21 protein-coding genes and 1 riboswitch are annotated in these 17811 nt (G+C 71.4%); of the genes, 19 read left to right on the top strand and 2 right to left on the bottom strand.

Annotated elements, in window-relative coordinates; genetic code table 11:
* Window positions 1-3: 3 nt before the first annotated feature.
* The 10 genes from F6W97_RS30925 to truA all read left to right on the top strand — a co-directional run bounded on the left by F6W97_RS30925 (window position 4) and on the right by truA (window position 6794).
* Window positions 4-657: an adenylate kinase gene (locus tag F6W97_RS30925; RefSeq protein ID WP_155374091.1), complete on the top strand. Its 654-nt coding sequence runs from the start codon at window positions 4-6 to the stop codon at window positions 655-657.
* 237 nt (window positions 658-894) lie between these two features.
* Window positions 895-1719 carry a type I methionyl aminopeptidase gene (gene map, locus F6W97_RS30930; RefSeq protein ID WP_155374092.1) on the top strand — a complete coding sequence of 275 codons (825 nt, stop codon included), beginning with the start codon at window positions 895-897 and terminating at the stop codon, window positions 1717-1719.
* Window positions 1720-2080: 361 nt separating this feature from the next.
* A complete protein-coding gene (gene infA, locus F6W97_RS30935; protein WP_007073013.1) occupies window positions 2081-2302 on the top strand; it encodes a translation initiation factor IF-1 in 222 nt (73 codons plus the stop codon).
* A gap of 86 nt (window positions 2303-2388) precedes the next feature.
* Complete coding sequence (gene rpmJ / locus F6W97_RS30940; protein ID WP_020520458.1) at window positions 2389-2502, top strand: 50S ribosomal protein L36; 114 nt, start codon at window positions 2389-2391, stop codon at window positions 2500-2502.
* Between the two features lie 183 nt (window positions 2503-2685).
* Complete coding sequence (gene rpsM, locus F6W97_RS30945; RefSeq protein WP_144121762.1) at window positions 2686-3066, top strand: 30S ribosomal protein S13; 381 nt, start codon at window positions 2686-2688, stop codon at window positions 3064-3066.
* A gap of 44 nt (window positions 3067-3110) precedes the next feature.
* The gene (rpsK, locus tag F6W97_RS30950) at window positions 3111-3518 is read left to right on the top strand and encodes a 30S ribosomal protein S11 (RefSeq protein ID WP_120317122.1); all 408 of its coding nucleotides are present in this window, start codon (window positions 3111-3113) and stop codon (window positions 3516-3518) included.
* A 14-nt stretch (window positions 3519-3532) separates the two neighbouring features.
* Entirely contained in the window at window positions 3533-4159 is a 627-nt protein-coding gene (gene rpsD, locus F6W97_RS30955) for a 30S ribosomal protein S4 (protein ID WP_120317121.1), read from the top strand.
* Between the two features lie 90 nt (window positions 4160-4249).
* Entirely contained in the window at window positions 4250-5272 is a 1023-nt protein-coding gene (locus tag F6W97_RS30960) for a DNA-directed RNA polymerase subunit alpha (protein WP_120317120.1), read from the top strand.
* A gap of 42 nt (window positions 5273-5314) precedes the next feature.
* Window positions 5315-5803, top strand: coding sequence for a 50S ribosomal protein L17 (rplQ, locus tag F6W97_RS30965; RefSeq protein WP_155374093.1), 489 nt, complete (start codon window positions 5315-5317; stop codon window positions 5801-5803).
* 130 nt (window positions 5804-5933) lie between these two features.
* Window positions 5934-6794: a tRNA pseudouridine(38-40) synthase TruA gene (gene truA / locus F6W97_RS30970; RefSeq protein ID WP_155374094.1), complete on the top strand. Its 861-nt coding sequence runs from the start codon at window positions 5934-5936 to the stop codon at window positions 6792-6794.
* Between the two features lie 62 nt (window positions 6795-6856).
* Here the strand turns inward: truA and F6W97_RS30975 are convergent, their stop codons facing one another.
* Entirely contained in the window at window positions 6857-7837 is a 981-nt protein-coding gene (locus F6W97_RS30975; RefSeq protein WP_155374095.1) for a hypothetical protein, read from the bottom strand.
* Between the two features lie 682 nt (window positions 7838-8519).
* Here F6W97_RS30975 and F6W97_RS30980 point away from each other — a divergent pair.
* The 3 genes from F6W97_RS30980 (at window position 8520) to F6W97_RS30990 (ending at window position 11622) form a co-directional block, all read left to right on the top strand.
* Window positions 8520-9134 (top strand): class I SAM-dependent methyltransferase, encoded by a 615-nt coding sequence (locus tag F6W97_RS30980; protein WP_230687119.1) that lies wholly within the window; start codon window positions 8520-8522, stop codon window positions 9132-9134.
* 17 nt (window positions 9135-9151) lie between these two features.
* Window positions 9152-10885 (top strand): ATP-binding cassette domain-containing protein, encoded by a 1734-nt coding sequence (locus F6W97_RS30985; RefSeq protein WP_155374096.1) that lies wholly within the window; start codon window positions 9152-9154, stop codon window positions 10883-10885.
* 143 nt (window positions 10886-11028) lie between these two features.
* Window positions 11029-11622, top strand: a complete 594-nt coding sequence (locus F6W97_RS30990) for an MBL fold metallo-hydrolase (RefSeq protein ID WP_155374097.1) — start codon at window positions 11029-11031, stop codon at window positions 11620-11622.
* A 139-nt stretch (window positions 11623-11761) separates the two neighbouring features.
* Here the strand turns inward: F6W97_RS30990 and F6W97_RS30995 are convergent, their stop codons facing one another.
* Window positions 11762-13084: a glycoside hydrolase family 18 protein gene (locus F6W97_RS30995; protein ID WP_155374098.1), complete on the bottom strand. Its 1323-nt coding sequence runs from the start codon at window positions 13082-13084 to the stop codon at window positions 11762-11764.
* Between the two features lie 122 nt (window positions 13085-13206).
* Between F6W97_RS30995 and thiE the strand changes: the two genes are divergently transcribed.
* The 6 genes from thiE to thiD all read left to right on the top strand — a co-directional run bounded on the left by thiE (window position 13207) and on the right by thiD (window position 17797).
* Window positions 13207-13833: a thiamine phosphate synthase gene (gene thiE, locus F6W97_RS31000; RefSeq protein WP_230687120.1), complete on the top strand. Its 627-nt coding sequence runs from the start codon at window positions 13207-13209 to the stop codon at window positions 13831-13833.
* A gap of 260 nt (window positions 13834-14093) precedes the next feature.
* Window positions 14094-14206, top strand: a riboswitch (TPP riboswitch).
* Window positions 14200-15246 carry a glycine oxidase ThiO gene (gene thiO / locus F6W97_RS31005; protein ID WP_230687121.1) on the top strand — a complete coding sequence of 349 codons (1047 nt, stop codon included), beginning with the start codon at window positions 14200-14202 and terminating at the stop codon, window positions 15244-15246. (Overlaps the previous riboswitch by 7 nt.)
* Window positions 15246-15446 carry a sulfur carrier protein ThiS gene (gene thiS, locus F6W97_RS31010; RefSeq protein WP_407924627.1) on the top strand — a complete coding sequence of 67 codons (201 nt, stop codon included), beginning with the start codon at window positions 15246-15248 and terminating at the stop codon, window positions 15444-15446. Before thiO ends, thiS begins: the two co-directional genes overlap by 1 nt.
* Window positions 15443-16222, top strand: a complete 780-nt coding sequence (locus F6W97_RS31015) for a thiazole synthase (RefSeq protein WP_155374101.1) — start codon at window positions 15443-15445, stop codon at window positions 16220-16222. The genes thiS and F6W97_RS31015 overlap by 4 nt, the downstream gene beginning before the upstream one ends.
* Complete coding sequence (locus tag F6W97_RS31020; protein WP_155374102.1) at window positions 16216-16944, top strand: thiamine phosphate synthase; 729 nt, start codon at window positions 16216-16218, stop codon at window positions 16942-16944. The genes F6W97_RS31015 and F6W97_RS31020 overlap by 7 nt, the downstream gene beginning before the upstream one ends.
* A 67-nt stretch (window positions 16945-17011) precedes the next feature.
* Complete coding sequence (thiD, locus tag F6W97_RS31025; protein WP_155374103.1) at window positions 17012-17797, top strand: bifunctional hydroxymethylpyrimidine kinase/phosphomethylpyrimidine kinase; 786 nt, start codon at window positions 17012-17014, stop codon at window positions 17795-17797.
* The last annotated feature ends 14 nt before the right edge of the window (window positions 17798-17811 follow it).

Raw genomic sequence — 17811 nt, forward strand, 5'->3', positions numbered from 1 at the left:
GTGATGAGGCTGGTGCTGGTGGGTCCGCCCGGCGCGGGCAAGGGGACGCAGGCGGAGTTCATCGCCTCGCACCTGTCCGTGCCGAAGATCTCGACGGGTGACATCTTCCGGGCCAACGTCTCGCAGGGCACCCCGCTGGGCCTGGAGGCCAAGCGCTACATGGACTCGGGCGGCCTGGTGCCGGACGAGGTCACCATCAACATGGTGCGCGGCCGGCTGGCCGAGGCCGACGCCGCCGACGGCTTCCTGCTCGACGGGTTCCCGCGCACCGTGCCACAGGCCGTGGCGCTGGACAAGATGCTCGCCGACACGGGCGCGAACCTGGACCTGGTGCTGGAGCTCATCGTCGACAACGACGAGGTCATCCGGCGCCTGTCCGGTCGGCGCACCTGCCATGGCTGCGGCAAGATCTGGCACATCGAGTTCGACGCGGTGAGCCGCGAGAACCTGTGCGACCGCTGCGGCGGCGAGCTCTACCAGCGCGACGACGACAAGGCCGAGACGATCGCGGAGCGGCTCAAGGTGTACGCCCGCGACACCGCCCCCCTGGTCGACCACTACGGCGCACAGGGCCGCCTGGTCGGGATCGACGCCACCGGCCCGGTGGAGGACGTCACCGAGCGGGCCATCAACGAGCTGCGCTCGTTCAGCGCGTAACATTGCCTGGCGCTCGGCGGTGGGGCCGGCGCCTGCGGGAACAGCCACTGCACTCGCTGGACGCGGCCGACCGGTGACGGTCGGGCCCGCGCTCGGGCGACGGCATGTTGTCGCCGTCCACAGGACGGCGGACGGCTCGCCCCGCGGACGTGCGGCGACGAAAGCGCCGGACGGTCCCCGCCGGGCAGGAAACGCCCGGTCGGACCGGGCCGGCGGGGAAAGGCAACGGCCGAGCACATGGGCATCGAGATCAAGACGCCGGAGCAGCTGCACCTGATGCGCGCTGCGGGGCTGGTGGTGGCCGCGGCGCTGGCGGCGGCCCGTGAGGCGGTCAAGCCCGGGGTCAGCACCGCTGAGCTGGACGCCGTCGCCGAGGACGTGATCCGGTCGCACGGGGCTGTCCCGTCGTTCAAGGGCTACCACGGCTTCCCCGGCACCATCTGCTCGTCGGTGAACGAGCAGATCGTGCACACCATCCCCAACCCCAAGCACGTGCTGGCCGAGGGCGACCTGATCTCGATCGACTGCGGGGCGATCCTGAACGGCTGGCACGGCGACGCGGCGATCACCGTCGGGGTCGGCGAGACCCGGCCCGACCTGCTGCGTATGGCGGAGGTGGCCGAGGACTCGATGTGGGCCGGCATCGCCGCCGCCGCGCGCGGGGTGCGTTCTGGCACCGGCCGGCTGACCGACATCTCGTGGGCAGTGGAATCGGCGGTGCGCAAGGCGCCCCGCAAGTACGGCATCGTCAAGGGGTACGGCGGCCACGGCATCGGCACCGCCATGCACCAGGATCCGCACATCCACAACCACGGCCGCCCCGGGCGCGGCCCGCAGCTGATCCCCGGCATGGCGCTGGCCATCGAACCGATGATCACCATGGGCTCGGCCCGCACCGCGGAACTCAACGACGGCTGGACTGTGGTGACCACCGACGGCTCGCACGCCGCCCACGTCGAACACTCGATCGGCCTGTTCGAGGACGGGGTATGGGTCCTCACCGCCGTCGACGGCGGCCGAGCCCGCCTCGGCGACCTCCTCACCTCCGCCGCCACCGCCTGACCTCCCAGCCCCCGCCCCGCCCGCCCCGCCCGCCCGCCCCGCACGGCCCCGCAACTCTTAAAGAGTTGCGGGCTCGTAGGGCGTCTGTAGGCGCGACTCTTTAAGAGTTGCGCCCGGAGACGGGGCCGGTCGGGGAGTGGCGAGTGTGTGGTCCGACACTCCCGGCCGCGGGGGTCGGGGGGTGGTTTGGTGTCGATGCCGAGGTGGGCGTAGACTGGTCAATCGGCGCACCGCGTCCACTCCGCCATGCTCCCCGCGCTTCGGGGGTCGGGCGGAACCGCGGCTGGCGCGATCCGGTCCTACCGGGTCGTGATGGACCAGGTGAGCCGACCCATTCACCCTATGTCAGGTAGCGGAGGATATGCCGAAGAAGGACGGGGCCATCGAGATCGAGGGCCGAGTTATCGAGCCACTCCCGAACGCAATGTTCCGGGTCGAGCTCGCTAACGGCCACAAGGTCTTGGCCCACATCAGCGGCAAGATGCGTCAGCACTACATTCGCATCCTGCCCGAGGACCGGGTCGTCGTCGAGCTCTCGCCGTACGATCTCACCCGCGGGCGGATCGTCTACCGCTACAAGTAATCGAACTGACTCCACCGGGGTGAGTCCGTGTCCGTCTTTCCCTGGCTCGACGCTGTGCGGGCCGGGAATAGCAGCAAAGGCGAGCCGTGAAGGTCAAGCCGAGTGTCAAGAAGATCTGCAACAAGTGCCGCGTCATTCGCCGGCACGGCCGGGTCATGATCATTTGTGACGACCCGCGCCACAAGCAGCGCCAGGGCTGATTCGGCTCCTGGCAACGCCTGTCGTTGCAGCATCACCAGCAATAGCTCGTTCCAGCCGCGGGAACGCTCCGACTTGTCGGACAGCTCTGCGGATCAACCCCCGGTCGGAGGCCGGGGCCCCACCTGGGCAGGTGGGGGATGGATCGGGCGCAGACCTCCGCAAGCTACGAGGAGCAGCCCACCATGGCACGTCTCGTCGGCGTTGATCTCCCCCGCGAAAAGCGGCTGGAGATCGCGCTTACCTACGTTTACGGCATCGGCCGCACCCGCTCGGCGCAGCTCTGCTCCGCCACGGGCATCGACCCGAACAAGCGGGCGAAGGACCTCACCGACGAAGAGGTCGTTCAGCTTCGTGACTACATCGAAGCGAACTTCAAGGTTGAAGGTGACCTGCGCCGCGAGGTCGCCGCTGACATCCGCCGCAAGGTGGAGATCGGTTGCTACGAGGGCATCCGGCACCGCAAGGGCCTGCCTGTCCGTGGACAGCGCACTCGCACGAACGCTCGTACCCGCAAGGGCCCGAAGCGCACCGTGGCCGGCAAGAAGAAGGCCGGCAAGAAGTAAGCCTGTCCCGCTAGCAATCGCATCTAGAAGGAGCGCATAAAGATATGCCACCCAAGGCACGCGCTGGGGCCGCTGTAAAGAAGGTCCGGCGTAAAGAACGCAAGAACGTCTCCCACGGGCAGGCGCACATCAAGAGCACGTTCAACAACACCATCGTGTCCATCACGGACCCGACCGGTGCTGTGATCTCGTGGGCCTCCGCCGGCCAGGTCGGCTTCAAGGGCTCGCGTAAGTCGACTCCGTTCGCCGCCCAGCTGGCCGCCGAGGCCGCCGCGCGTCGCGCGATGGAGCACGGCATGCGCAAGGTCGACGTGTTCGTCAAGGGTCCGGGCTCTGGCCGTGAGACCGCCATCCGTTCGCTGACCGCTGCCGGTCTCGAGGTCGGGCAGATCTCCGACGTCACGCCGCAGCCGCACAACGGATGCCGTCCGCCCAAGCGTCGCCGGGTCTAAGGGGAGATTGAAAGATGGCTCGTTACACCGGCGCTGACTGCCGCCGTTGCCGTCGTGAGAAGGTCAAGCTGTTCCTCAAGGGCAGCAAGTGCGATGGGCCCAAGTGCCCGTTCGAGTCGCGCCCCTTCCCGCCCGGCCAGCACGGCCGCGGTCGTACCAAGGAGTCCGAGTACCTGCTGCAGCTTCGTGAGAAGCAGAAGGCCCGTCGTATCTACGGCGTGCTGGAGAAGCAGTTCCGCGGCTACTACGAAGAGGCCAACCGCAAGTCGGGCAAGACGGGTGAGGTTCTGCTGCAGATCCTCGAGTCGCGCCTCGACAACGTGGTCTACCGGGCCGGCCTGGCCAAGTCCCGTGACCACGCCCGTCAGGTCGTGAAGCACGGTCACTTCCTGGTCAACGGCAAGAAGGTCGACATCCCGTCGTACCGCGTCACCGAGCACGACATCGTCGAGGTCCGGGGCAAGTCCCGCGAGCTCACGCCGTTCGTGGTGGCGCAGGCGGAGGCCGGCTCTCGCGGCGTTCCGGCCTGGCTGGAGGTCATCCCCAGCCAGTTCAAGGTCCTCGTGCACTCGCTGCCCGCCCGCCAGGTGATCGACACCCAGGTCCAGGAGCAGCTGATCGTCGAGCTCTACTCCAAGTAGTAGTGCTCTGGCCGGTGCGGCGTCATGCCGCACCGGCCGCCGTTACGCGTGGCGTCAAATAGTGGGCGCCCAACGTATAGGAGTTCACCAGTGCTTATCTCTCAGCGGCCGACTCTCACCGAAGAGTCGATCAACGAGACCCGCTCCCGGTTCACCATCGAGCCGCTCGAGCCCGGGTTCGGCTACACCCTCGGCAACTCGCTGCGTCGTACGCTGCTCAGCTCCATCCCGGGCGCGGCCGTCACCAGCATCAAGATCGACGGTGTGCTGCACGAGTTCACCACGATCCCCGGTGTCAAGGAGGACGTGGTCGAGCTGGTCATGAACGTCAAGGACCTGTGCGTCTCGTCGGAGCACGACGAGCCGGTCAGCATGTACCTGCGCAAGCAGGGCCCTGGCGACGTGACCGCCGGCGACATCCAGCCCCCGGCCGGTGTCTCCGTGCACAACCCGGACCTGAAGCTCGCCACCCTGAACGGCAAGGGCCGGCTCGACATGGAGCTGACCGTCGAGCGGGGCCGGGGCTACGTCACGGCGGCGCAGAACAAGAACGCCGGCGCCGAGATCGGCCGCATCCCGGTCGACTCGATCTACTCGCCGGTGCTCAAGGTGACGTACCGCGTCGAGGCGACCCGTGTCGAGCAGCGCACCGACTTCGACCGTCTGATCATCGACGTCGAGTCGAAGGCGTCCATCTCGCCGCGGACCGCGCTGGCGTCGGCCGGTTCCACCCTGGTGGAGCTGTTCGGCCTGTGCCGTGAGCTGGACGAGACCGCCGAGGGCATCGACATCGGCCCGTCGCCGCAGGACGCGCAGCTCGCTGCCGACCTGGCGCTGCCGATCGAGGAGCTGGACCTGACCGTCCGCTCCTACAACTGCCTCAAGCGCGAGGGCATCAACTCCGTCGGTGAGCTCATCGGGCGCACCGAGGCGGACCTGCTCGACATAAGGAATTTCGGGCAGAAGTCCATCGACGAGGTGAAGATGAAGCTCGCCGGGATGGGTCTGGGGCTGAAGGACTCGGCTCCGAACTTCGACCCGGCTCACGTCGTGGACTCCTACGGCGACGCCGATTACGACACTGACGACTACCGCGAGACCGAGCAGCTGTAACCAACCTGCCTCGGCAGCTCGGATAGACATCAAGGAGCACCAATGCCCACGCCCACCAAGGGTCCCCGCCTCGGGGGCAGCCCCGCGCACGAGCAGCTGATCCTGGCCAACCTGGCCACGGCGCTGTTCAAGCACGGCCGGATCACCACCACCGAGACCAAGGCCAAGCGGCTGCGCCCGCTGGCCGAGCGTCTCATCACCAAGGCCAAGCGGGACGACCTCGCGGCTCGCCGCGACGTCCGTAAGACGATCGGCGAGCGGGACACCTTCGTGGCCCTGTTCGAGCAGATCGCGCCGCGCTTCGCGAACCGTCCGGGTGGCTACACCCGGATCGTGAAGACCGGCCCGCGCAAGGGTGACGCCGCTCCTATGGCGATCATCGAGCTGGTCGAGGCGCTTGAGGTGGCGGCGCCCGCGGCGCCGGCGAAGGCTGCCAAGGCCCAGGCCAAGAAGGCTGCGCAGGAGGACAAGGTCGCCGTCCTGTCCGGCGAGGCCGACGAAGCCGCCGACGAGGCTGCTGACAAGGCCTGACGTTCCACTGGTCGGAGCTCCTCTTCCGCTGCTCACGCAGCCGGGAGGGGAGCTTCGCCATATCCGCGGGCGTTTCGCCTGCGTCGACGCCGTCGCGGGGCGATCCCGGGCGGTAGAGGAGGAGCAGGAGATGGCGCGGGTACGGCTGGACGTCGGTTACGACGGCACGGACTTCTCCGGTTGGGCGGCGCAGCCGGGCCGTCGCACCGTCGCGGGGGTGCTGCTGGCCGAGTTGGAGAAGGTGTTCGGGCCGGGCAATCCGACCGGGTTGACCGTGGCCGGCCGTACCGACGCCGGGGTGCACGCGACCGGTCAGGTGTGCCACGTCGAGCTGCCTGACGAACGCTGGCAGGCGCTCGCCCCGACGCTGGTGCGCCGGCTCGCCGGGCTGCTGCCCGGGGACGTGCGGGTGTGGTCCGCGCGCGAGGTCCCGGCGGCCTTCGACGCGCGGTTCTCGGCCCTGTGGCGGCGCTACGAGTACCGGGTGACCGACACCGAGGCGGGTCCGAGCCCGCTGCGCCGCCGCGACACCCTGTTCTGGCTGCGTCCGCTGGACTCCGACCGGCTCAACGCGGCCGCGGCGGGGCTGTGCGGGGAGCATGATTTCGCGGCGTTCTGCAAGCGCAAGGAGCACGCGACCACCATCCGGCACATCACCAGGATGTCGTGGCGGCGCGAGCCGGACGGGGTGCTGGTGGCGACGGTGCAGGCCGACGCGTTCTGCCAGGCGATGGTGCGCAGCCTGGTCGGGGCGATGTTGACGGTCGGCGACGGCCGCCGCGAGCCGGACTGGCCGGCCTCCCTGCTGACCCGTACCGAGCGGGTCAGCGATGTGCTGGTCGCCCCGGCGCACGGGCTGAACCTGATCGCCGTGGGCTACCCGGACGAGGCGGAGTTCGCGGCCCGCGCCCAGCAGACCCGGAACCTGCGCGGCGTGCCCGCCGGCCTGCGTACGGCCGACGCCGCATCTCCGCAGCTCACCGACGGGTAGACGTTAACAAGGGCACCTTCTACAACGCATAGCGTTAAGAAGGTGCCCTTCCTTTGTTCTCGTCAGTTGGTGGCTGAGGGGGCGGGGGCGGGGGTGGCGTCGGGGGAGATGGGGTCGCTGGCGCGGTCTTCGAGGACCTTGCCGCGGAGGTAGAACTCGATCACGTCGAAGAGGATCTGCTTGGCGAACGGGTCGCCGATCGGGATCTCACCGCCGTCGGACCGGGCGATCACGCAGTAGACGAGGTAGTGGCCGCGGATGTTCCAGCCGGCGTGGGTCGAGGCCAGGGCCAGCGGCTTGGTGATGCTCTTCTTGGCCTGGCGGTCGGGGGCGTACCCGAGGAAGCGCCCCTTGCCCTCGTCCACGATCGGCTTGATCGCCTCGTACGCCTTCTCCGCGTTGGCGACCGTGTCCAGGTTCACGATGCCGCCGGTCACCAGGTAGGCCCCGTTGGGGGAGCGCATGGTGCCGCGCACCACCTGGGAGCAGCCCAGGTCCGTGATCAGTTTGCTGATCTGGCCGCTGGCGGCCGCTCGGCAGTCGGTCAGCACCTGCGGCTTGATGACCGTGTAGACCTCGGTCGGCTTCTTCGGGTCGATGACGATCTGCTTGCCGGGGAAGACCTCGTTCGCGGTGAGCGGCTTCGGGTCGACCTCGCGCGTGGTGATGTCGATGGGGGTGGCGGTCGGCGGCGGCGAGCTGTTGGCCTGCGCGCCGGTGCCCTTCTTCTCGTCCAGCACCATGAGGAACGAGCCGACGCCGCACACGGTCAGCACGGCCAGCACGCCGAGCACGCTCAGCGCCTTCTTCCAGCGGCTGGACATGTTCGGGTGCGGTGCGAGCCGCTGCCAGCCGGCGGCCACGCCGGGCTCGCCCGCGGCGGCCGGGCGCGGCCCGGTGCGCCGCGGCGGAGGCGGTGGGGGCGGCGGAGCGACAGTGGGTCGGGTGGGCGGCGGCGGCACGACACGCACCGGCATGGCCGGGTTCGGCGCGGTGCGCGGCGGCATGCCGGGACGGCCGGGCGCGCCGACGGCAGGGGACACCGGAGTCGCCGGCGGCGCGGAACGCTGCCGAGGCTCGGTGACGTTGCGGCGGGGCGGGGCCGCCGGGGGGCCGCCTGGCGCGAATCCGCGGCGCATGGTGGGTGGAGGGTCCTCGACGCCCCGTGGACGCGCCAGCGCCCCGTTACGGGCACCGGGCGGCTCGCCCGGCACGTTGCGCCGGGGTGGTTCGCCTACCCGCGGCTCGCCGCGGCGCGGCGGCTCGTATCCGTGCGGCGCCGCCGGGGTGCGGGCCCCCGGGGCGAGGCCGGGGCCTTGGCCGCGGGGCGGCTGCGCCGGCGGCACGGGACGTCCGCCGGCCCGGCCCGGCGTGACGCCGGGGTGCTCGTGCGGGGGTTTGCGCTCCACGAAGCCGTCGAACCGGTCGGGGTTCTGCGGCGGGTCTGGTGCGCGCCGCCGGCCTGTTCCGCCGCCGGCTCCCGTCCGGCTTGGTGACTCAGAGTCATGGGCGCTGTCGCGTAGTGACCCGCGCCGACCGGCGCCCGTGTCCCCGGGTAAGCGGGGATCGGGCGTCTCTCTGTCACGCGGATCACGACGGGAAGGTGGCGTCCAGTCCCCCGAACCGGTGCCGTAGCCGTGAGCCATGTCGCACAGCGTAATGGACGACACAGTCGCCAATAACCCTGCGGCCGTCGAGTCCGTCCGTTCGGGGGAGAATGTGCGGGTGGGCGAGCATTACTTCACTGCGGAGCCGGGCGCGTCGGCGCGCCCGCGCGAGGTCGTTTTCAACATCGAGGGTCAGGAGTATGACCTGGTGGCAGCGGGTGGGGTCTTCTCGGCGACCCGGCTCGACCCCGGCACGACCGTGCTGCTGAAGAAGGGTGAGCTGCCGGGCGCGGCGGTCACCGGAAATTTTCTGGACCTCGGCTGCGGGTACGGCCCGATCACCATGGTCCTGGCCACCCGGGCTCCGCAGGCCGCCATCTGGGCGATCGACGTCAACTCGCGTGCCCGCGAGCTGACCGAGGAGAACGCGCAGCGGCTGAACGTGGCCGACCGGGTGCGCGTCGCCGAGCCCGACGGGGTGCCGGCCGAGGTCGAGTTCGCGCAGATCTGGTCCAACCCGCCGATCCGGGTCGGCAAGGAGGAGCTGCACCAGCTGCTGCTGCGCTGGCTGCCGCGCCTTGCCCCCGGCGGCACGGCCTGGCTGGTCGTCGCCAAGCACAAGGGTGCGGACTCGCTGCAGCAGTGGCTGGCCGCCCAGGGCTGGCAGGCTGACCGGCACGCCAGCGGGTCGGGCTTCCGGGTGCTGAAAGTGACTCGCCCTCAAGCTGCCTGATCAGGCACTATTCCGGCGTGGGATATGTGGATGTGGCCGGCGTGGCGTACACGCTGCCGGACGGGCGTGAACTCTTCTCCGACGTGTCGTTCCGCGTCGGCGAAGGGGCCAAGGTGGCCCTGGTCGGCCCGAACGGCGCGGGCAAGACGACGCTGCTGCGGATGGTCTCCGGCGACCTGCCGGTGACCGTCGGCGGCATCGCGCGCTCGGGCGGCCTGGGGGTCATGCGCCAGTTCATCGGCATGCTCGGCTCCTCGGCGGCGACCGGCGCGCCCGGTGGCGCGGAGATGACGCTGGCCGAGATGGCACTGGGACTTGTCGAGCCGCGCCTGCAGGCCGCCGGCGCACGCCTGGTCAAGGCGGAGCAGGCGATGCGGGTGGCGGATTCCCGGGGCAAGCTGACCAGCAGCGCCCAGCAGGCGCAGCTGCGCTACGCGGAGGCCCTGTCGGCGTACGGCGAGGCGGGCGGCTACGAGGCCGAGGTGCTCTTCGACACCGTCGCCACGCTGATCCTCGACCTGTCCTGGGACGAGTGCCGGGACAGGCCGGTGCGCACCCTGTCCGGCGGCCAGCAGAAACGCTTCGCGCTGGAGCTGCTGCTGCGCGGTGGGGACGAGGTGCTGCTGCTCGACGAGCCGGACAACTTCCTCGACGTGCCCGCCAAGCGGTGGCTGGAGCAGCGGCTGCGCGAGTCGAAGAAGTCCGTGCTGTACGTCTCGCACGATCGGGAGCTGCTCAACCAGACCGCCGACCGGGTGGTCGCGGTCGAGGGCGGCAGCGCCTGGACGCACGTCGGCTCGTTCGCGGCGTGGCACGAGGCGCGGGTGGCCCGGCACGACAGCATGGAGGAGCGCCGCCGCCGCTGGGACGAGGAGCACGAGAAGCTGCGCACGCTCATGCTGATGTACAAGCAGAAGGCGGCGTACAACGACGGCCTCGCCTCGCGCTACCAGGCCGCGCAGACCCGGCTGCGCAAGTTCGAGGAGGCCGGCCAGCCGCCGCTGCCGCCCAAGGACCAGCAGATCCAGATGCGGCTCAAGGGCTCGCGCACCGGCAAGCGCGCGGTCATCTGCGAGCAGCTGGAGTTGGAGAACCTCACTTTCCCGTTCGACCTGGAGCTCTGGTACGGCGACCGCCTGGCGGTGCTCGGCGCGAACGGCACCGGCAAGTCGCACTTTCTGCGCCTGCTGGCGCAGAGCGGGGAGCACAGTCTGCGGCTGCTGGCGCACGGGGGCGGCGAGGAGGCCGGGCGCTCGGCCGACGGCGCGACACACGCGAAGGTGAAGCACACGGGTGTCGCCCGGCTGGGCGCGCGGGTCGTGCCCGGCCACTTCTCGCAGACCCACGACCGGCCCGACCTGGCCGGCAAGGAGCTGATCGACATCCTGTGGCGCGGTGATTCGCACCGGCCGTCACTGGCCCGCGAAGCCGCGTACAAGGTGCTCGACCGGTATGAGCTGGCCAAGCAGGGCGAGCAGCGCTTCGGCACGCTGTCCGGCGGGCAGCAGGCCCGGTTCCTGGTGCTGCTGCTGGAGCTGAGCGGCGTCACCCTGCTCCTGCTCGACGAGCCCACCGACAACCTGGACCTGGCCAGTGCGGAGGCCTTGGAGCAGGGCCTGCTCGGCTTCGAGGGCACCGTCGTGGCGGTCACCCACGACCGCTGGTTCACCCGGAGTTTCGACCGCTTCCTGCTGTTCCAGAGCGACGGCGAAGTGGTGGAGACCCCCGAGCCCGTCTGGGACGTCCGTTGAGCTGACCTCGCCGCCAGCTTGTCTGCGGGCGGCGGGGCGCGTCTCCCGGGCTGGGAGCGCACCGGCGACGATGGCACGATTTCGGCGATCGGTGGCAACCATGCCACTCGTCATGATCGTCGGCCGCCCGCAGGATGAACGGCATGAGTGACGCACCCCGCGGTCGTACCGCCGCCTTCGACGTTCTGGCCACCGGATACACCAGCTCGACCGGGCCCGGCGTGGCCGCGACCGTCTCGCTGGTGCGCGACGGCGACCTGCGCATCGTGTTCGACCCGGGGATGGTCGCGCACCCCTCGGTCATCCTCGACGCGCTCGCCGCGCTCGGGCTCGCGGCGCACGACGTCACCGACGTCGTGCTCAGCCACCACCACCCGGACAACGTCATGAACGCCGGGCTGTTCGCCGGGGCGCGGATGCACGACCACAAGGCGATCTACGAGGGCCACGGCTGGACCGACCGGGATGCCGAGGGCTACGCCTTCTCCGACTCCGTACGGCTGCTCAGCACGCCGGGTCACAGCCACGAGGACATCACGCTGCTCGCCGGTACGCCGGAGGGCGTCGTGGCGCTCGCCGGCGACCTGTGGTGGCGGGCCGACGGGCCGGCCGACGACCCCGTCGCGCCGGACCGCGACCAGCTTCGCGCGAGCCGGGAGCGGGTGCTGGCGGTGGCCGACCTGGTGGTCCCGGGCCACGGCGCCCCGTTCACGCCGCACAGCGGCACGCCCCGCTGACTTGCGCGGCGTCCCTCGGCGCGCGGGCCGGTGGTGTTCGGCGGGGCGCGCGCCGGTGGTGATCGGCGCTTGCGGTCAGGAAGCGCGGCTGCGCCGCAGATCCTGAGCACAAGCGCCGATCACCGTTGCCGCCCGGGGGTCAGTTCAGACCGTTGTGGATGGCGGTGGTCAGCTCGCCGGTGGGGGTGTCGCCGTCGAGGGACCAGGCCATGGTGCCGCCCAGGCCGTTGGCCTTGACGTACGCCGTCTTCTGGGCGATGACCTGCGGGGTGTCGTAGGACCAGAGGGCGCCGCCGCCGTACTTCCAGGACGCGCCCGCGACCGGGTCGTAGAAGACGGGGCCCTGCTTGGCGATGACCTTCTTGTAGTCCTCGACGCCGTCCTCGTAGGCGCCCCGGGCCGGGCCGCTCGCCGGCTGGTAGAGGCCGTTGTTCGCGGTGCCGACACCGGTCCAGCCGCGGCCGTAGTACGGGATGCCGACCACGATCTTGTTCGCCGGTGCGCCCTGGGCGCGGTAGGTGTCCACGGCCAGGTCCACGCTGAACGGCGACGACGGCGTGGAGTAGAGGTTCGCCTGGTGCCCGGTTACCGGGTCCCACGCGCCGACCAGGTCGTATCCCTGGACGGTGGCGAAGTCGAGGTGGGAGAACAGCGACGCCGTCTCGATCCCGGCGTTGATCTTCGCGGGGTCCGCGGGCAGGAACGCGCTGAGCGAGTAGGTCCGGCCGACCTGCGCGCCGTACGCGTCGAGCTGGCTGCGGAACTCGGCGGCCAGCAACGTGTAGTTGTGCCTGTCCTCGGGCCGCACCACGTTGCCGGTGTTGCCCTCGGAGGCGGGCCACTCCCAGTCCAGGTCGAAGCCGTCGAACACGCCGGCCGCGCTGCCCGCGCCGCCGTGCGGCGAGGTGCCGATGAAGGGCAGGTTGCCCTTGATGAACATGTCGATGCAGCTGGCGACCATGGCCTGGCGCGAGGCCGGGGTGAGCGCGGCGTCGGAGAAGTACTTCGACCAGGTCCAGCCCCCGAGTGACAGCTGGATCTTCAGGTGCGGGTACATCGCCTTGAGTTTGCGCAGCTGGTGGAAGTTGCCGGCCAGTGGCTGGCTCACCACGTCGCCGACGCCGTCGACGGACTCGCCCGACTTGAAGCGCTTCTGGTAGTCGGCCCAGGCGTCGCCGACGCCGGCCTCGTTCGCCTCGAGGCAGCGGCCGTCGGCGCCGACGTTGGCGAACGCGTAGTTGATGTGCGTCAGTTTCGCGGCCATCCCGGAGGTGTGCAGGTTCTTCACCAGGAAGTTGCGGCGGTAGATGCCCCACTGGACGAAGTAGCCGACCTTGACGTACCCGGCGGCCGCGGCAGCGGCCCCGGCGGTGACGGGAGCAGGGGCAGCCTGAGCTGGTGTGGAGGCGGCGGCGACGGTGCTGCCCAGGAGGAGGGCGACGAGGGCGATGCGGGATCTCATACCGATTCAAAGTAATTGTAAAGACTTTTCACAGAATCAGTGATCTGGATGAGCCGATGTAGACGGCGGCTGTCACGGAGGGGCCCGTCCCATTCACCGATGAGAATCGATAGGGTATGCGTATGGCGCTGGGGAGACTCCATCTGATCACCGACGGCAGGCCCGGACGGGACCCGGTGGCCCTGGTGCGGGCCGCGTTGAGCGTGGCCACGCCGGACCTGGTCATCCAGTTCCGGCCGGCGGACGACTGGACCGACCGGCTCGCGTACGAGCTGGCCAATCAGATCGTCGCGCTGTGCCGCCCGGTCGGGATTCCGGTGCTGGTCAACGATCGGTTGCACGTCGCGCTCGCGACGGGGGCCGCAGGCGGGCACGTGGGCGCGGACGACCTGCCGGTGTCGGCGGCCCGGCGGCTGCTCGGCCCCGCCGCGGTGCTCGGCGCGACGTCCCGCCTGCCCGCGACCGCCCTGCGCGCGGTCGGCGACGGGGCGGACTACCTGGGCGTCGGCCCCTGCTACGCGACGTCCACGAAGGATGGACTGCCGGTGTCGATCGGCCCCGAGGGCCTGCGCGCCGTGGCCCGCCAGTGCGCGGGCACCCCGATCATCGCGATCGGCGGCATCACCGCTGCCCGCGTACCCGAACTGCTCGCCGCCGGGGCCCACGGCGTCGCCGTCATCGGCGCGGTCTCCGACGCCGCCGACCCCGCCCGCGCCGTCGCCGCCCTCCTCACCGCCGTCACCTCCTGACCCACCCGCCACCGCCGTCCCCACCCCCGATCGACCGCAGTTTCGGGGAAACTGCGGTAAACGGGGGTCCTGAATCGACAGTTTCCCCGAAACTGCGAAAGCCGTCGGCTACGCGCGGACCAGCGCGCGGTGGTGTGGGCGGAGTGTGGCGAGGGTCGCGGTGGGCGAGGGGTGGGTTGCCTCGGGGTGCGGACGGGGTTACGCTCCCGACAGTCGTCACGGACGGCAACACACCTGTAACGCGTGAACCACATTGGAACCAAGAACCCCACGGGAGCCCGGTGAACCGGGCTGAGAGGGGAGCTGATTCTCGCTCCCGACCGTAGAACCTGATCCGGGTAATGCCGGCGCAGGGAGGAGGCCGCGGTGGCACCCCTTTCCGTATCCGTCGTCGGTGGCGGCATCATCGGGCTCAGCATCGCCTGGGCATGCGCCGGGCGCGGGCACGCCGTCACGGTCCACGATCCCGATCCCGGCCGGGGCGCGTCACACGTCGCCGCCGGCATGCTGGCCCCGGTCGGCGAGTCCTACTTCGGCGAGCGGGAGCTGACCGACCTGCTGCTGGAGTGCGCCCGGCGCTGGCCGGGATACGCGGCGGAGCTGGCGGCGGCGACCGGGCACGAGCTGGGGCACCGGACCGAGGGCACGCTGCAGGTCGGGCTGACCGCCGACGATCTCGCCGAACTGCGGCGGCTGTGGACCCACCAGCGGGCACTGGGCGCGGACGTGGTCGCGCTCGACGGCGACCGGCTGCGCGAGCGCGAGCCGCTGCTGAGCCCGCGGGCACGGGGTGTGCTCGTCGAGTCCGACCACCAGGTGGATCCGCGCCGGGTGGTGGCCGCGCTGCGCGAACTCGTCCCGGTGCGCCGCGAGACGGTGCACCGGCTGTCCGATCTGGACGCCGACGTGGTGGTGCTCGCCGCGGGTTGTGCCAGCGCCGCGCTGGGCGGGCTGCCGGTGCGGCCGGTGCAGGGCGCGGTCCTGCGGCTGCGCGGCCAGGCCGCGCCACGCCACGTCATCCGGGGGTACGCCGACGGCCGCGCCGTCTACCTGGTGCCCCGCCGCGACGGCGAGGTGCTGGTCGGGGCGACGGTCGAGGAACGGGCCGACGGCCACGCCACCGCGGGCGGCGTACGCGACCTGCTGCGCGCCGCCACCGATCTGGTGCCGGAACTGGCCGAGCACGCGCTGGTCGAGGTGTCGGTGGGGCAGCGTCCCGGCACCGCCGACAACGGACCGATCGTGGGCGAGCTGGCACCGGGCGTGCTGGTCGCCACGGGGCACTACCGGCACGGCGTGCTGGCCGCCCCGTACACCGCGCAAGCCGTCGCCGATCTGATCGACGGCGGCGCGCTGCCCCCGCTGTGGCAACCCTTCACCCCCCAACGCCTGACCGCCGGAGGTATCCGATGATCACCGTGGTCGTGAACGACAAGCCCCGCCCCACCAGGCGCGGCGAGACCGTCGCCGAGCTGCTGAACGGCCTCGCCGTGCCGTCCCGCGGCGTCGCGGTCGCGGTCAACGGCGAGGTGGTGCGCCGCGCCGACTGGCCGGCCCACCGGCTGCTCGACGGGGACCGGGTCGAGGTCCTCACCGCCGCGCAGGGCGGATGACCGGCGTGGACGACAGGTTCGTGCTCGGCGGCGTGGAGTTCGGCTCCCGGCTCATCCTCGGCACCGGCGGGGCGAGCAGCCTCCAGTCGCTGGAGCAGGCGCTGCTGGCGGGCGGCACCGAACTGGTCACCGTCGCGCTGCGGCGGGTCGACCCGGACACCCCGGCCGGTCTGCTCGACGTGCTGGAGCGCTGCGGCGTACGCCTGCTGCCCAACACGGCCGGCTGCTACACGGCCGCCGATGCGGTGCGCACCGCCCACCTGGCGCGCGACGCCTTCGACACCGACTGGATCAAGCTGGAGGTGATCGGGGACGACCGCACGCTGCTGCCCGACGCCGTCGAGCTGCTCCGGGCGGCCGAGCGGCTGGTCGACGACGGCTTCACCGTGCTGCCGTACACCACCGACGATCCGGTGCTGGCCCGCCGGCTGGCCGATCTGGGCTGCGCCGCGGTGATGCCCGCGGGCGCGCCGATCGGGTCGGGCCTGGGCATCTCGAATCCGCACCACATCGCACTGATCCGCGAGGCCGTACGCTGCCCGGTCATCCTCGACGCCGGGATCGGCACCGCCAGCGACGCCGCCCGCGCGATGGAGCTGGGCTGCGACGCGGTCCTGCTGGCCAGCGCGGTCACCCGGGCCGCCGACCCGGTGGCGATGGCGACCGCGATGCGGCACGCGGTCGTCGCGGGGCGGCTCGCCGCACAGGCCGGGCGCATCCCGGTGCGCAGGCACGCGCTCGCCTCCACGGCTGCCGAAGGTCTCGCGTCATGGTGACCGGGCAGCGGGGACAGGCTCGTGACGCCACCCGGCCGGGCGAGGTGACGGGGGAGTCCGAGCCGGGCGGCGTCACGCCCACCGGCCGCCGCCCCGGCACGGTGGGCGGGGTGGTCGTGGTGACCGATCGCCGCCAGGCGACGCGCCCGCTGGTGGACGTGGTCGCGGCGCTGATCACCGCCGGGGCCCGGACCGTGCTGCTGCGGGAGAAGGACCTGCCGCGCGCGCAGCGGCTGCGCCTGGCGATCGTGCTGCGCGAACTGCTGCGGCCGGTGGGCGGTGTGCTCATCGCGGCAGGTCAGGACACCCTCGACGGGGAGGCGCTGCACCTGCGCGCGGGCGCGGCCGCACCGCTGGGGCGGCCCCGCCTGCTGGGCCGTTCGTGCCACGACGAGGTGGAGCTCGGCCGGCTGTCCACGGAGGACTATGTGACCCTGTCCCCGGTGTGGCCGAGCCGGAGCAAACCCGGCTACGGACCGCCGCTGGAATCCGCCGGCCTGCGCCGCCTGGCCGCCCGTGCGGGCCGTCCGGTGCTGGCGCTGGGCGGGGTGGAGACACCCGAGCAGGCCGCGGCGTGCCGCGACGCCGGGGTCGCCGGGGTCGCCGTGATGGGCTCCGTCATGCGGGCGGCCGACCCGGCGGCGGCATACGCCCGGCTGCGCGCCGCGTGGGACGGCGTGTGCGACGGATCATCCCGCGACAGCGGGAGAGTGCTGGCATGAGCGAACCTGTCGAACGAACCCTGTGTATGCACCGTCTTCGCGCCGCCGGCGGCCGCGGGGCGGCGTCATGAGCAGCCCACATGTCGTCCTCACCATCGCCGGGTCGGACAGCAGCGGCGGCGCGGGCATCCAGGCGGATCTGAAGACCTTCGCCGCGCTGGACTGCTACGGCGCGAGCGTCATCACCGCGGTCACCTCGCAGAACACCAAAGTGATCACCGATGTGCACCCGATGCCGCCCACCGTGGTGGCCGCGCAGCTCGGCGCGATCCTCGACGACATGCCGATCGCCGCGGTGAAGGTCGGCATGGTGGCCAGCGGCGAGATCGCGGCGACCATCCGGGCCCGCGCCCGCAACGGCGAGCTGCCGAAGATGGTGCTCGACCCGGTGCTGACCGCGTCGACCGGTCGGCGGCTGGGCGTGGTCAGCGCCATCGAGCGGCTGCTGCCGTACGCGACTGTGGTGACACCCAACATCGACGAGGCGTCGGCGCTGCTCGGCTGGCAGGTCAGCACCCCCGCGGACATGGCGGGCGCGGCCGCGCAGATGGCCTCGCACGGCCCGCAGTGCGTCGTGGTGACCGGAGGCGACCTGGGCGGCCCCGAGGTCGTGGACGCCGTGTGGACCGCCAACGGGGCGCGGTTCCTGCGCTCGCCGCGGGTGGAGACGCCGAACAACCACGGCACGGGCTGCACCTTCTCGGCGGCGATCGCGGCCCGGCTGGCGCACGGCTACCCGGTCGACGACTCGATCGCCTACGCGAACCGCTACGTCCGCTCGGCGCTGCTGGCGGCGGCGGAGTGGCGGCTCGGCAGCGGAGCCGGTCCGCTGAACCATTTTCCCCGCCTGTAGCACAAGGAGGCAGC

The organism is Catellatospora vulcania (genome assembly GCF_009720385.1).
Taxonomy (GTDB): domain Bacteria; phylum Actinomycetota; class Actinomycetes; order Mycobacteriales; family Micromonosporaceae; genus Catellatospora; species Catellatospora vulcania.

Bases quoted from the DNA above. Each gene is read 5' to 3' on its own strand.
- F6W97_RS30925 (WP_155374091.1), top strand. From the start codon at position 4: ATGAGGCTGGTGCTGGTGGGTCCGCCCGGCGCGGGCAAGGGGACGCAG.
- map (WP_155374092.1), top strand. From the start codon at position 895: ATGGGCATCGAGATCAAGACGCCGGAGCAGCTGCACCTGATGCGCGCT.
- infA (WP_007073013.1), top strand. From the start codon at position 2,081: ATGCCGAAGAAGGACGGGGCCATCGAGATCGAGGGCCGAGTTATCGAG.
- rpsM (WP_144121762.1), top strand. From the start codon at position 2,686: ATGGCACGTCTCGTCGGCGTTGATCTCCCCCGCGAAAAGCGGCTGGAG.
- rpsK (WP_120317122.1), top strand. From the start codon at position 3,111: ATGCCACCCAAGGCACGCGCTGGGGCCGCTGTAAAGAAGGTCCGGCGT.
- rpsD (WP_120317121.1), top strand. From the start codon at position 3,533: ATGGCTCGTTACACCGGCGCTGACTGCCGCCGTTGCCGTCGTGAGAAG.
- rplQ (WP_155374093.1), top strand. From the start codon at position 5,315: ATGCCCACGCCCACCAAGGGTCCCCGCCTCGGGGGCAGCCCCGCGCAC.
- truA (WP_155374094.1), top strand. From the start codon at position 5,934: ATGGCGCGGGTACGGCTGGACGTCGGTTACGACGGCACGGACTTCTCC.
- F6W97_RS30990 (WP_155374097.1), top strand. From the start codon at position 11,029: ATGAGTGACGCACCCCGCGGTCGTACCGCCGCCTTCGACGTTCTGGCC.
- F6W97_RS30995 (WP_155374098.1), bottom strand. From the start codon at position 13,084: ATGAGATCCCGCATCGCCCTCGTCGCCCTCCTCCTGGGCAGCACCGTC.
- thiE (WP_230687120.1), top strand. From the start codon at position 13,207: ATGGCGCTGGGGAGACTCCATCTGATCACCGACGGCAGGCCCGGACGG.
- F6W97_RS31015 (WP_155374101.1), top strand. From the start codon at position 15,443: ATGACCGGCGTGGACGACAGGTTCGTGCTCGGCGGCGTGGAGTTCGGC.
- F6W97_RS31020 (WP_155374102.1), top strand. From the start codon at position 16,216: ATGGTGACCGGGCAGCGGGGACAGGCTCGTGACGCCACCCGGCCGGGC.
- thiD (WP_155374103.1), top strand. From the start codon at position 17,012: ATGAGCAGCCCACATGTCGTCCTCACCATCGCCGGGTCGGACAGCAGC.